The organism is Pseudoxanthomonas sp. (assembly GCF_051953815.1).
Taxonomy (GTDB): Bacteria; Pseudomonadota; Gammaproteobacteria; order Xanthomonadales; family Xanthomonadaceae; genus Pseudoxanthomonas_A.
In genome coordinates this window covers 84,194-97,340 of the sequence record NZ_JBQCIJ010000014.1, presented here as the reverse complement: position 1 = coordinate 97,340, position 13,147 = coordinate 84,194, and the positions used below count along the sequence as shown (strand labels likewise).

Sequence of the window (13,147 nt, the reverse complement as noted above, 5' to 3'; positions counted from 1 at the left end):
CGGCGCTATCCAAATTGTCATCAATCAGGTATAACCTGATTCCCCATGGAAGCAGACAGAGCTCAGCTTCACCTGGTTGAAACCGGCAGCGCATCCGGCCCGACGGTCATTGCTCCGCAATCCCCCTCCCGCTTCACTCCGCGCCTGCTGTCGCTCGACGCGCACGGCCGTGTTCTCGACTGGATCAACTGGCAGGACGCGACCTGCCTGTACGCGCGTGGCGCGGTCGCCTGGACGCTGGGAGATCCCTGCCTGCGGGTGCATGGCGGTACCTGCCGGATGACCGGCGAGCAGAGCGTCATCGAGCTCCATCCGATCGTCGCATCCCGCGGACACGCCCGGGCCCACGCGCTGTCGCCCACGCCCACGTTGACCAATACCGCGCTGTTCGCCCGCGACGCGTACCTGTGCCTGTATTGCGGCCAGGACTTCAGCCGCCAGCACCTGACCCGCGATCACGTCCTGCCGCTGTCCAAGGGCGGGCGCGATATCTGGGAGAACGTCGTCTCAGCCTGCTTCCACTGCAATTCGCGCAAGAGCAACCGCACCCCGCAGCAGGCCAACATGCCCTTGCTGGCGGTCCCCTACCGGCCCAGCTGGATCGAGCACCTGATCCTGTCCAACCGCAACATCCTGGCCGACCAGATGGCGTTCCTGAAGGCGCATCTGCCCAAGAAATCCAAGCTGTCCGCCTGAGCGGGCGCCCGTCCCTGCATTTGGCGCCCCCGGGGCGCCTCCTGCCGTCGCGCGGATGAACAGCCCGTGAGGCCGGACGCCTGATTCCCGCCCTTCCGCCCGGCTTCACCTGTTCGCTTGCCCCGCCTCACACAAGGGGGGGAAAATAGCGGGCCAGATGAAATCAAGCCCATGATCGATCCCGTCCGCTATCCCCGCCTTTCCCGTATCGAGACCCCGGCCGACCTGCGTCGGTTCGAGGAGTCCGAACTGCCGGCCATCGCCGAGGAACTGCGGGGCTACCTGATTGAGTCGGTCGGTAAGAGCGGCGGGCATTTCGGCGCCGGCCTCGGTGTCATCGAACTGACCGTCGCCCTGCACTACCTGTATGAGACTCCGGTCGATCGGCTGGTCTGGGACGTGGGCCACCAGTGCTATCCGCACAAGATCCTCACCGGCCGTCGCGACGAGATCCATACGGTCAAGCAGAAGGACGGCGTGGCGCCGTTCCCCAAGCGCGAGGAGAGCGAGTACGACACGTTCGGTGTCGGCCACTCCTCCACTTCCATCTCCGCCGCCCTGGGCATGGCCGTCGCGCTCGCGCAGAAGGGCGATGACCGGAAGGTGGTGGCGGTGATCGGCGATGGCGCGATGACCGCGGGCATGGCGTTCGAGGCGCTCAACCATGCCGGCGGCATGGAACCGGAGCCGAACCTGCTGGTGATCCTCAACGACAACCAGATGTCGATCTCGGAGAACGTCGGCGGACTGACCAAGATGCTCGGCCGGCTGAGCAGCAGCCGCACCCTCAACGCGCTGCGCGAGGGCGGCAAGAAGCTGCTGGGCGACAAGAAGAAGCCGCCGGCGCGTTTCATGCGCCGCTGGGAAGAACACTGGAAGGGCATGTTCGTTCCGTCCACTCTGTTCGAGCAGATGGGTTTCCACTACACCGGCCCCATCGACGGGCACGATGTGGAAGCGCTGGTCGGTGCGCTGAAGACACTCAAGACCCTCAAGGGTCCGCAGCTGCTGCACATCCTGACCACCAAGGGCAAAGGCTACGAACTCGCCGAGGGCGACCAGATCGGTTACCACGCGGTCGGCCCGTTCGACCCGGAAAAGGGACTGGTCAGCAAGGCCGGGGCGAAGAAGCCGACCTATACCGACATCTTCGGCGAGTGGCTGTGCGACATGGCGGCGGTCGAACCCAAGCTGCTGGGCATCACTCCGGCCATGCGCGAAGGTTCCGGCCTGGTGCGCTTCAGCAAGGAATACCCGGACCGCTATTTCGACGTCGCCATCGCCGAGCAGCACGCGGTTACCCTGGCCGCCGGCATGGCCTGCGAGGGCGGCAAGCCGGTGGTGGCGATCTATTCCACCTTCCTGCAGCGCGGCTATGACCAGTTGGTGCACGACGTGGCGATCCAGAATCTCGACGTGCTGTTCGCGATCGATCGCGGTGGCGTCGTGGGCCCCGATGGCGCCACCCATGCCGGCAACCTGGATCTGAGTTACCTGCGCTGCGTGCCGAACATGGTGGTGATGGCGCCGGCCGACGAGAACGAATGCCGGCGCATGCTCAGCACCGGTTACCACCATATCGGTCCGGCCGCGGTGCGGTACCCGCGCGGCACCGGTCCCGGCGTGGCCGTGCAGGCCGATCTGGACACCCTGCCCATCGGCAGGGCCGAGCTGCGCGCGCGCGGCAGCCGCGTCGCCGTGCTGGCGTTCGGTTCCACCGTGGCCGCCGCCGAACAGGTCGGCCGCGAACTCGGCCTGACCGTGGTCAACATGCGCTTCATCAAGCCGTTGGACCGCGCGCTGGTGCTGGAACTGGCGTCCAGCCACCAGGGCTTCGTCACCGTCGAGGACAACGTGGTGATGGGCGGCGCGGGTTCCGGCGTGGCCGAACTGCTCAACGGCGAAGGCATCGCCCTGCCCGTGCTGCATCTGGGCCTGCCCGACGAATTCCAGCATCACGCCAGCCGTGAGGATCTGCTGGCCGAAGCCGGCATCGATGCCGCCGGCATCCGCGCTTCGGTGTTGCGCCGCTGGCCGCAGCTGGCAGCCAACGCACCGCTCAGCGCTGCCGGCTGAATTCCCCTCGCGCAGCTTCCGCGCCGCCGACGAAGATGGCGCCGATCATTCCGGGGCTTCGACCAGATAGCCCCTCGCCTGCAGCTTGGCCAGTGGCCCATCGCTTCTGAGCAAGTCGGAAATGGGTAAGGTCGCGAAGGTGGACGCATTGGTCCGCAACGCGTTCTCCGCCGCGCCCAGCCACTCGGCTTCCAGCGCCGCGCCAACGTTGGCGATCCCCCGCTTGCGGGCGAACTCGGTCTCCGTCAGCACCTGGGCGCAGGTGCGGTTCTGATCACCATAGGGCAAGGCACGAAGTGCGGGGATGTCGCCGATTGCCCATGCATTGGCACGGGCGGTCATCAGCGGTAGATCGTTTTCCAGGCGATCCAGGGTCGCCCTGAAACAGGCGCTGTCGTCCAGTTGGGTACCCGCGAACTCCCTCAGCGCCTGCCTGGGTTGTTCGACCTTGAAACTCAGCAGCGGCGTGGTGACCTTCAGACCGTGCTGCTTGATGGCCTTGTCCACCACCGGGCTGACGATGCCCGACTCGGCCAGTCCGGCCTGCTTGAGTCCCGCCTCGTAGAGTTCGCGCGCGGCGAAGATCGGACGCCATTTTTCCACGCCCTGGTCCCGCCCCAGATAGCGCGCCTTCAGGACCTGCCAGCGCGCGTACAGGTCGGCGGGAAGCACGTCCCGCAAGGTGCGGTCGTCGGGATTGCGCCGGGCCTTGAGCATCGAGGGAATGAGCAGCGCGCCGCGGATGATGCCGATGTCGGCATCCACCTTGACCCGCGGTGGCTTGATGGCTTCCTGCGAGGAAGCAATCACCTGCTCCACGTCATGCGACAGCCAGGTCATCTTCTTGGGCAACGGCGACTGGGTGCCGAGGATGTAGAGCACATGTCCGTCGCGACTGACCCGCCACAGTCCCGGCCCCGGTTGCGCGCCGCTGACCACGACCGCATCCATGTCGATGACCGGTCCGGTGGGCGTGGTATCCGGCGCCGGCGATGGGGATGCCTGCTGCGCCAACGTGGACCACGACACGCATGAGGCCAGCACAAGACTGGCGCAGATCGACCATCGCATTCCCTGCACTCACAAAAGCGGCGCCAATGCGCCGGGCGGTGGCTCAGACCGCGTGACCGTACGCCAGTTCCCTGGGCTCAGGCGACCTTGCCGCCCGCTTCGCGCAGATGCCGGGCGGTCTCGCTGTCGTTCTCGAGCAACTGGAAGCCTTTCCAGACGAAGCCGGGGGAGACCGAGCAATCCATCAGCGTGTAATCGCCCAGGCTGCGGGCGCTCTGCCAGATGCCCGCCTTCACCACCTGCACCTGCTGTCCGCCGCGCGCGGAGGTATCCAGCTGGGCACGGCTGAGCGTGCGGTTTTCCGGATCGAACATCGACAGTTCCAGCGGACCGCCTTCGGACCAGTCCCAGATCTCGGTGGCATCGACCCGATGCCAGCGGCTGGTCACGCCCGCGGTGAGCAGGTACTTGATGGCGGTCAGCGTGGGACGCTCGATGCCGTTCACTTCGGTGCGCTTGGTCGATTCGAAGATGCGACGGTAGTACCCGCCCTCCGGGTGGGGAGCCAGGTCCAGCGTCTGGATCAACTCTTCGGCGCGCGGATGCATGAAGGAATACTAAACATGAGCGTGGGGGTCCCCGCAAGGTGGTCCGCAACAGGCGGGCACGAAAAAGCCCGCGCGAAGCGGGCTTTTTCGTCTCTTGCGAGTTGGTCGGGGTAGCCGGATTCGAACCGACGACCACCAGTCCCCCAGACTGGTGCGCTACCAGGCTGCGCTATACCCCGAATCCTGGAAAACATCCGCCTTGCGGGCGGTCGCTGATTATAGCGGGAACGCGCCCGGCTTTCCTAGGCGCGTCCGCGAAAGGCTCAGCGGCGAAGCAGCTGCAGGATTTCTTCCAGCTCCATCCGCACCTGGCGGACGATCTGGTTGCTCAGCGCCGATTCCTGTTTGGCGCCCTCGCCCTCCAGCCGCAGGCGCGCCCCGCCGATGGTGTAGCCCTGTTCGTACAGCAGGCTGCGGATCTGGCGCACCATCAGCACATCGTGGCGCTGGTAGTAGCGACGGTTGCCGCGGCGCTTGGCTGGTTCGAGACTGGGGAACTCCGTTTCCCAGTAGCGCAGCACGTGCGGCTTCACGTCGCACAGCTCGCTGACCTCACCGATGGTGAAGTAGCGCTTCGCCGGAATCGGCGGTAGCTCGCGATTACTGCCCGGATCCAGCATAGGCTTCCACACGCTCCTTGAGTTTCTGCCCCGGCCGGAACGTCACCACGGTCCGCGCCGAAATGGGGATCTCCTCCCCGGTCTTGGGATTGCGGCCCGGCCGCTGGTTCTTGCGGCGCAGGTCGAAGTTGCCGAAACCGGACAGCTTCACCTGCCGTCCCTGCTCCAGCGCGTCGCGCAGCACGTCGAAATAAGCGTCGACGAACTCCTTGGCCTCACGCTTGTTGAGGCCGACCTCGTCGAACAACCGCTCGGCCATCTCGGCCTTGGTCAGCGCCATGTCTGCCTGTCCCCTGTTTCCGTTACCCGTCCTGCCATTGCCTTCACGCCGCTCATCCGCGGATCTTCGCCCCGTGGGCCGCCTCGATGGCGGCCACGACACTGGCGACCACGGATTCCACGTCGCGGTCGGTCAGAGTGCGTGAGTTGTCCTGCAAAATCAAGCCCATAGCGAGACTCTTTTGACCGGATTCGACCCCCTGTCCGACATAGCGGTCGAAGAGCTGAACGTCCCGCAGCAGCGGGCCCGCGGCCTCCCGGGCGGTCTGGCGAAGGGCTTCCCACGCCACCCGGTCCGCGACGACGAACGCGAGATCCCGGCGGACGGACGGGAACCGGGACAGCTCCGACGCGCGCGCCACCGCGCGCTCCGTGAGCGGCGCGAGGTCGACCTCGAAGGCCACCACGTCGGTGTCCAGATCCAGCTGGCGCTGCAGGCGCGGATGCAACTGGCCGATCCAGCCGATGCACTGGCCGTCCCGGTAGATGTCCGCCGAGCGACCCGGGTGGCCGTACGCACGGCTGGACGGCCGGTACTCCAGCGAGGCGCCGGCGGCCGCGGCCAGGCTCTCCAGATCGCCCTTCAGATCGTGGAAGTCGACCTTGCGTGCCGGCTTCTCGCCCCACTGCTCGGCGCGGGCATCACCGCAGGCCGCCGCGGCGATGCGCAGGGTCTCTGCCGGCGCCACACCCTCTCCGGCGGCGTGGAAAACGTTGCCCAGCTCGAACAGGCGCACACGCCCGGCCTGACGTGCCACGTTGCGTGCCAGCGTGGCCACCAGGCCCGGCAGCAGCTGCGTGCGCATCACCCCCAGTTCGGCGCTGAGCGGATTGGCCAGCGGCACAGCGCCTTCGGCAACCTGCCAATGCGCCAGCCAGGACGCATCGACGAACGCGTAGTTGACCGTTTCCAGATAGTCACGCGCGGCCAACTGACGACGCACGGTCGACGGTTCCACCCGGGTTTCGGTCTGCACCGCCACCCGCGTCGCGCCGCCGGGCAACGTGGTCGGGATGCGCTCGTAACCGTGGATGCGCGCCAGTTCCTCGATCAGGTCCTCTTCGATGGCGATATCGAAACGGCGGCTGGGCGGAACCACGCGCCAGCCTTCGCCATCGCGTGACACCTGCATGCCCAGCGCCTGCAGGATGCGTTCGATTTCGGCATCGGCGATCTCGATGCCCAGCACACGCGCGACGCGCGCGCGACGCAGCGCGATCGTCGGCGGGGCCGACAGATGTTCCGGCAACACAGCCTCGGTGACCGGACCCGGCACTCCACCGGCAACCGCAAGGATCAGCCGGGTCGCGTATTCGACCGCAATGCGGGGCAGTTCCGGATCGACGCCGCGCTCGAAGCGGTGACCGGCATCGGTATGCATGCCCAGCCGGCGGCTGCGGCCGATGATGGCCGACGGAATCCAGTGCGCCGCTTCCAGGAACACGTTGCGGGTGGCGTCGGTAACCCGGGTGTCGTATCCGCCCATGATGCCGCCGAGCGCCACGGCCCGGGCGGCCTTGCCGCCCCGGCTGTCGGCGACCACCAGGAACTCGCCGTCGACGCTGACGGTGCGGCCGTCCAGCAGCTTGATCGCCTCATCCGCACGCGCCGGCCGCACGACGATATCGCCCTCCAGCGTATCCAGGTCGAAGGCATGCATCGGCTGGCCCAGTTCAAGCATCACGTACTGGGTGACGTCGACCAGGAAACTGATCGGGCGCACGCCGGCGCGGCGCAGGCGTTCGGCCATCCAGACCGGCGTGGTCGCGCAGGCATCGACGCCCTCGATCACACGACCGGCGAAACGCGGAACCCGTGCGCCGGCATCGAGTTCGATCACCCGGGCGGCGTCGCTCTGGGCGGGAACGGGCATGGCGTCGAGCGGCTTGACCTGGCTGCCCAGTGCGGCGGCGACGTCATAGGCGATGCCGCGCACGCTGAAACAATCGGCGCGATTCGGTGTCAGCTTGATCTCGATGCTCGCGTCGGGCAGTCCCAGATACTCGCCGATGGACGTGCCGACGGGCGCATCGGCAGGCAGTTCCAACAGGCCGGAAGCGTCGGCGTCGATGCCGAGTTCCTTGGCCGAGCACAGCATGCCGTTGGATTCCACGCCGCGCAGCTTCGCCGCCTTGATGGCGATTCCGCCGACGTTCGCACCGACCAGGGCCAGCGGGGCGATCAGGCCCGGACGCGCGTTCGGCGCGCCGCATACGATCTGCAGGAGCGTCCCCTGTCCGGCATCGACCTGGCAGATCTGCAAGTGATCAGCCTCCGGATGCTTGGCGCATTCGACGATGCGCGCGACCACCACGTCCGCCAGGCCATCGCCCAGCGCGGTCACCTCTTCGACTTCCAGGCCGATCGCGGTCAGCACCGCCGACAGCTCATCGCGGGTGGCTTGGGTGGGAACGTGGCTGCGCAGCCAGTTTTCGCTGAATTTCATCGTGTCACCGTTGGGTGGACCGAAGTCCACCATTGCCATCTATCCATTGTCATGGGCGGTTGCCGAATCGCTGGCCACGCCGCCCCTGCCGTCGTAATGCTGGGCCGAAGCCGACTACGCGAATTGCCGCAGGAACCTGACGTCGTTCTCGAAGAACGCGCGCAGATCGTTGACCCCGTAGCGCAGCATCGCGAAGCGCTCGACGCCCATGCCGAACGCGAAGCCCGTGTAGCGCTCCGGGTCGATGCCGCAGTTGCGCAGCACGTTCGGATGGACCATGCCGCAGCCGAGTACTTCCAGCCAGCGGGTGCTGCCGTCCGGCTGCTGCCATGCGATGTCGACTTCCGCGCCCGGTTCCACGAACGGGAAGTAGCTCGGCCGGAAGCGCATCTCGAAATCGCGCTCGAAGAACGCGCGCACGAACTCGGCCAGGGTGCCCTTCAGATCGGCGAAGGTGGAATGCTCGTCCACCAGCAGGCCTTCGACCTGATGGAACATCGGCGAATGGGTCTGGTCACTGTCGCTGCGGTAGACCTTGCCGGCGGCAATCATGCGCAGCGGCGGCTGATGGGAGTCCATGTAGCGGACCTGCACACCGGAGGTATGGGTACGCAGCAGGCGTCCGTCCCCGAAGTAGAAGGTGTCGTGCATGGCGCGGGCCGGATGATGCGGCGGGAAATTCAGCGCTTCGAAGTTGTGCCAGTCGTCCTCGATTTCCGGACCGTCGGCCAGCTCGTAGCCCAGGCGCCCGAAGATATCGGCGATGCGTTCCAGCGTGCGGCTGATCGGATGCAGGCCGCCACGGAAACCGTTGCGACCGGGCAGGGTCACGTCGATGGTTTCGCTGGCCAGGCGCGCGTCCAGCACCGCGTCTTCCAGCACCGTCCTGCGCGCGGACAAGGCGTCGCCGATGGCGTCGCGGACGCGGTTGATGGCCTCGCCCGCGCTCTTGCGCTGGTCGGCCGGCAGGGTGCCCAGTTGCTTCAGCTGCGCGGTGACGCTGCCGTTCTTGCCCAGCAGCGCCACGCGCAGATGCTCCAGCGCGTCCGGCGTCTGCGCCGCGGCGATGTCGGCCAGGGCCTGGGTGGACAGGGATTCGATGTCGCTCATGGATCGTCCAGATGAGGTTCGGCTTGTCCGGGTCCCGGATCCGGGACCACAAAAAACAATGGGGAAGGACTCGCGCCCTTCCCCACGTGTTCGGCGATGAATTGCCGGTACTGCGTTTACGGTGGAGATCGCAGCTTAGGCTGCGAGTGCGCCCTTCGCCTTTTCAGCCAGGGCCGCAAAACCCGTCGCATCGTGCACGGCGATATCCGCCAGCACCTTGCGGTCCAGGGTGATGCCGGCCTTCTGCAGGCCGTTCATGAAACGGCTGTAGCTCAGGCCGTTGATGCGGGCCGCCGCGTTGATGCGGGTGATCCACAGCGAACGGAAGTTGCGCTTCTTCTGCTTACGGCCGATGTAGGCGTACTGCTGCGCCTTGATGACCGCCTGCTTGGCGACGCGGAACACCTTGCGGCGGGCGTTGTAATAGCCCTTGGCCAGGTGGAGGACTTTCTTGTGACGGCGACGCGCCATCACGCCACGCTTAACTCGTGCCATGGTTCAGTCCTCAGAGGTAGGGAAGCATGCGGTCCAGACGGCTGCTGTCCTCGGCGCGAACGATGTTCGTCGCACGCAGGCCGCGCTTACGCTTGGTCGCTTTCTTGGTGAGGATGTGGCTGCGGTTGGCGTGGCCAGCCTTGTACTTGCCGGAGGCGGTCTTGCGGAAACGCTTGGCCGCCGCCCGGTGGGTCTTGATCTTGGGCATTGCGATGTCCTTGATGGTTTATGTCACTGACCTGGGCGGCGGCACGTGTGCCACGCTTTCCATCCATGCCCCAGTCGGCTTGTAAGCCTTTGATTCCAAACGGAACCAGTGGCGGGTCCTGGGCTGCGAACAGCCAATCCCGGAGAACCGGGCCGCACATTATGCAGGGACTTGGTTTCCCTTGCAAATCAGCGGGTTCGGCCCGTGCCTCGCGCCATGCGCCGGACGCCTTGCGGGCTTGCCTCGACCCACCGCCCGGCAGGGAACTCGATGCGTCCTGCCCTGTCCAAGCCAGGCCCTCGCCCCGGAGCCGCCGTCCTGGACACCATTGCCCGCTCCCCGTCCGGTCCGCGCGGACTGCGCTGGCTGAAGAAGGAAGCCCTGCCGCTGCTGGCCATGCTCGGCCTGCTGCTGGCCGCCCGGGACACCCTGGCCAACCACTACAGCGTGCCCAGCGGCTCGATGCAGCCGACCCTGCAGCCCGGCGACCGGGTGATCGTGGACATGCGCGCCTACGGTCTGCGCCTGCCGTTCACTTCATACACCCTGCTGGCCTCCGGAACGCCGCAACGCGGCGAGGTGGCGGTCTTCGATTCCCCGGCCGACGGTACCCGGCTGATCAAGCGCGTGGCGGCCGTGGCAGGCGACCGCGTGGACCTGCGCGATGGCCACCTGAGCATCAATGGCCGACCGCTGCGGCTCGACGGCAGCATGCCGCGCGAGGATTTCGGTGCCCGCGCCGCCAGCCTTGACCTGGATCTCGGCGGTGGTCCGGACATCCAGGGCCTGGTGGTGCCTAACGGCAAGCTGCTGGTGCTCGGCGATCACCGCGGCAACAGTTTCGATGGCCGCTTCTTCGGCTTCGTCGACGCCGACAAGGTCTACGGCCGCGCGGTGGCCGTGTATTACCGTCGTGGCGACGGGTTCGGCTGGCAACGGCTGTAGGCCCGGCGGACGCGCGGGCGCCGCGCATGATCCCGGAAACGAGAAGAGCGCCTTGCGGCGCTCTTTCCACCTTTCCCGCGCACGGGAAAGGGTAAAACCAGAAGATGTCCTTCGCGCCCGTGGCGCGTGAGGTCACTTCTTCTTGGGGGCAATCATCATCACCATCTGCCGGCCTTCCAGGCGCGGACGCGATTCGATGATGATCTCGTCGCCCAGCTCGGCCTCGATGCGCGCGGCCATTTCACGACCCAGTTCCTGGTGGCTCATCTCACGGCCACGGAAGCGGATGTTGACCTTGACCTTGTCGCCTTCTTCCAGGAAGCGGCGGATGTTGCGCATCTTGATCTGGTAGTCGCCTTCGTCGGTGACCGGCCGGAACTTGAGTTCCTTGATCTCGACCTGCTTCTGCTTCTTCTTGGCCTCGTTCGCCTTCTTCTGCTGCTCGAACTTGAACTTGCCGAAGTCCATGATCTTGCAGACCGGCGGCTCGGCGTTGGGCTGGATCTCGACCAGATCCAGGCCTTCGTCCTCGGCCATCGACAATGCCTCGTCGCGCGAGAGCACGCCGATCATTTCGCCATCGGAACCGATCACGCGCACCCGCGGCACGCGGATTTCGTGGTTCTTGCGGTTTTGCTTGTTGTCAGGGGTGCTGATGTTTCAGTCTCCAGAGAGAATCGTGCCGGCCCCAACCGGGGCCGGACCCTATTACGCGCCCTCGCTGCGCAGGCGCTCGGCGAAGTCGGCCACGGACATTGTGCCCAAATCCTCACCTGAACGCGTACGCACGGCAACGGCGCCATTTTCCTTCTCGCGGTCTCCGACCACCAGGAGGTAAGGGACCCGCTGCAGCGTGTGCTCGCGGATCTTAAAGCCGATTTTTTCGTTCCGCAAATCGGCCACTACCCGGAAGCCTTGATTTGAAAGGGTTTTCCGGACTTCGTCCACATAATCGGCCTGAGCGTCCGTAATATTCATTACAACGGCCTGCTGGGGGGCCAGCCAGGCCGGGAAGGCGCCGGCATGGTGCTCGATCAGGATGCCGATGAAGCGCTCCATGGACCCCACGATGGCCCGGTGCAGCATGACCGGGTGGCGGCGCTGGCTGTGTTCGTCCACGTACTCGGCGCCCAGCCGGCCCGGCATCATGAAATCGACCTGCATCGTGCCCAGCTGCCAGGTCCGGCCAATGGCGTCCTTCAGGTGGTACTCGATCTTGGGCCCATAGAAGGCACCCTCGCCCGGCAGTTCCTTCCATTCCACCCCGCAGCTGCGCAGGGCGGCGCGCAGGGCATCCTCGGCCTTGTCCCAGGTGGCGTCGTCGCCCAGGCGCTGCTCGGGACGCAGCGCGATCTTGATCTGGATCTCTTCGAAACCGAAATGCTGATAGACCGCCAGCGCCTGTCGATGGAACGCGGTCACCTCCGACTCGACCTGATCTTCCGTGCAGAAGACGTGGCCGTCGTCCTGGGTGAAGCCGCGCACCCGCAGGATGCCGTGCAGCGCGCCGGAGGGCTCGTTGCGGTGGCAGGAGCCGAACTCGCCGTAGCGGATCGGCAGGTCGCGATAGCTGTGCAGGCCCTGGTTGAACACCTGGATGTGGCCCGGGCAATTCATCGGCTTGAGCGCGTACGTGCGCTTCTCCGACTCGGTGAAGAACATGTTGTCCTTGAAATTGTCCCAGTGCCCGGACTGTTTCCACAACGCCACATCCAGCACCTGGGGACAGCGGACCTCGCCATAACCCGTGCTGCGATAAACCTTGCGCATGTACTGCTCGACCACCTGCCACAGCGCCCAGCCCTTGGGGTGCCAGAACACCATGCCGGGTGCCTCTTCCTGCAGATGGAAGAGAGCCTGCTGCTTGCCGATGCGGCGGTGATCGCGCTTCTCGGCCTCCTCCATCCGGGTGATGTAGGCGTCGAGCTGCTTCTTGTCGGCCCAGGCCGTGCCGTAGATGCGCTGCAACTGTTCGTTCTTGGCATCGCCACGCCAGTAGGCGCCGGAAATGCGCGTGAGCTTGAACGCCTTCAGGAAACGCGTGTTCGGGACGTGCGGGCCCCGGCACATGTCCACGTACTCCTGGTGGTAGTACAGGCCCATCGCCTTCTCTTCCGGCATGTCGTCGATCAGGCGCAGCTTGTAGTCCTCGCCACGCGACTGGAACACCTGGATGACTTCAGCGCGCGGCGTCACCTTCTTGATGACGTCGTAGTCCTGCGCGATCAACTCCTGCATGCGCTGCTCGATCACGGCCATGTCTTCCGGCGTGAACGGGCGCTCGCTGTAGATGTCGTAGTAAAAGCCTTCGGCGATGACCGGACCGATGACCATCTTCACGTCCGGGTACAACTGCTTGACCGCGTGGCCGACCAGGTGGGCGCAGGAGTGGCGGATGATTTCCAGCCCTTCCTCGTCCTTGGGAGTGATGATGCGCAGGCTGGCGTCATGTTCGATGACGTCGCTGGCATCGACCAGGCGGCCATCGACCGCGCCGGCCAGGGTCGCCTTGGCCAGGCCTGCGCCGATGGACTGGGCCACCTGCATGACGGAAACGGGCTGTTCGAACTGGCGGCTGCTGCCGTCGGGAAGCGTGATCGTGATCATTGGAAGGCCGGGATTCGTGATTCTGGGATGCGGGATGGGCGGAAG

The 13,147-nt window shown here is 65.9% G+C and carries 13 protein-coding genes and 1 tRNA gene; 3 read left to right on the top strand and 11 right to left on the bottom strand.

Features of this window, described 5'->3' with window-relative positions; translation table 11 throughout:
* Positions 1 to 45 precede the first annotated feature (45 nt).
* Together ACTHN1_RS03875 and dxs are read left to right on the top strand one after the other, a co-directional pair.
* Complete coding sequence (locus ACTHN1_RS03875) at positions 46 to 696, top strand: HNH endonuclease (protein WP_440469648.1); 651 nt, start codon at positions 46 to 48, stop codon at positions 694 to 696.
* Between the two features lie 171 nt (positions 697 to 867).
* Positions 868 to 2,772, top strand: coding sequence for a 1-deoxy-D-xylulose-5-phosphate synthase (gene dxs, locus ACTHN1_RS03870; protein ID WP_440469647.1), 1,905 nt, complete (start codon positions 868 to 870; stop codon positions 2,770 to 2,772).
* 45 nt (positions 2,773 to 2,817) lie between these two features.
* Here the strand turns inward: dxs and ACTHN1_RS03865 are convergent, their stop codons facing one another.
* The 9 genes from ACTHN1_RS03865 to rpmI form a co-directional block, all read right to left on the bottom strand.
* Entirely contained in the window at positions 2,818 to 3,843 is a 1,026-nt protein-coding gene (locus ACTHN1_RS03865; protein ID WP_440469646.1) for a TraB/GumN family protein, read from the bottom strand.
* Positions 3,844 to 3,920: 77 nt separating this feature from the next.
* On the bottom strand, positions 3,921 to 4,391 hold the full coding sequence (locus ACTHN1_RS03860) for a cupin domain-containing protein (RefSeq protein ID WP_440469645.1): 471 nt from the start codon (positions 4,389 to 4,391) through the stop codon (positions 3,921 to 3,923).
* Positions 4,392 to 4,493: 102 nt separating this feature from the next.
* Positions 4,494 to 4,570: transfer RNA gene (locus ACTHN1_RS03855), tRNA-Pro, on the bottom strand.
* A gap of 84 nt (positions 4,571 to 4,654) precedes the next feature.
* Positions 4,655 to 5,011, bottom strand: coding sequence for a MerR family transcriptional regulator (locus ACTHN1_RS03850; protein ID WP_079723142.1), 357 nt, complete (start codon positions 5,009 to 5,011; stop codon positions 4,655 to 4,657).
* The gene (locus ACTHN1_RS03845; protein WP_097121753.1) at positions 4,992 to 5,291 is read right to left on the bottom strand and encodes an integration host factor subunit alpha; all 300 of its coding nucleotides are present in this window, start codon (positions 5,289 to 5,291) and stop codon (positions 4,992 to 4,994) included. Before ACTHN1_RS03845 ends, ACTHN1_RS03850 begins: the two co-directional genes overlap by 20 nt.
* Before the next feature lie 52 nt (positions 5,292 to 5,343).
* Positions 5,344 to 7,737, bottom strand: a complete 2,394-nt coding sequence (gene pheT / locus ACTHN1_RS03840) for a phenylalanine--tRNA ligase subunit beta (RefSeq protein ID WP_440469644.1) — start codon at positions 7,735 to 7,737, stop codon at positions 5,344 to 5,346.
* Positions 7,738 to 7,851: 114 nt separating this feature from the next.
* On the bottom strand, positions 7,852 to 8,847 hold the full coding sequence (gene pheS / locus ACTHN1_RS03835; protein ID WP_440469643.1) for a phenylalanine--tRNA ligase subunit alpha: 996 nt from the start codon (positions 8,845 to 8,847) through the stop codon (positions 7,852 to 7,854).
* A gap of 135 nt (positions 8,848 to 8,982) precedes the next feature.
* Entirely contained in the window at positions 8,983 to 9,342 is a 360-nt protein-coding gene (gene rplT, locus ACTHN1_RS03830) for a 50S ribosomal protein L20 (protein ID WP_141453657.1), read from the bottom strand.
* 10 nt (positions 9,343 to 9,352) lie between these two features.
* Complete coding sequence (gene rpmI, locus ACTHN1_RS03825) at positions 9,353 to 9,550, bottom strand: 50S ribosomal protein L35 (RefSeq protein ID WP_141453658.1); 198 nt, start codon at positions 9,548 to 9,550, stop codon at positions 9,353 to 9,355.
* 318 nt (positions 9,551 to 9,868) lie between these two features.
* Here rpmI and lepB point away from each other — a divergent pair, with 318 nt between their 5' ends.
* On the top strand, positions 9,869 to 10,495 hold the full coding sequence (lepB, locus tag ACTHN1_RS03820) for a signal peptidase I (protein WP_440469666.1): 627 nt from the start codon (positions 9,869 to 9,871) through the stop codon (positions 10,493 to 10,495).
* Positions 10,496 to 10,627: 132 nt separating this feature from the next.
* On the opposite strand, the gene infC is transcribed toward lepB, so the two are convergent.
* Both infC and thrS read right to left on the bottom strand, forming a co-directional pair.
* Positions 10,628 to 11,152, bottom strand: a complete 525-nt coding sequence (infC, locus tag ACTHN1_RS03815) for a translation initiation factor IF-3 (RefSeq protein ID WP_440469665.1) — start codon at positions 11,150 to 11,152, stop codon at positions 10,628 to 10,630.
* A 51-nt stretch (positions 11,153 to 11,203) separates the two neighbouring features.
* Positions 11,204 to 13,102 carry a threonine--tRNA ligase gene (gene thrS, locus ACTHN1_RS03810; RefSeq protein WP_440469642.1) on the bottom strand — a complete coding sequence of 633 codons (1,899 nt, stop codon included), beginning with the start codon at positions 13,100 to 13,102 and terminating at the stop codon, positions 11,204 to 11,206.
* Between the last annotated feature and the right edge of the window lie 45 nt (positions 13,103 to 13,147).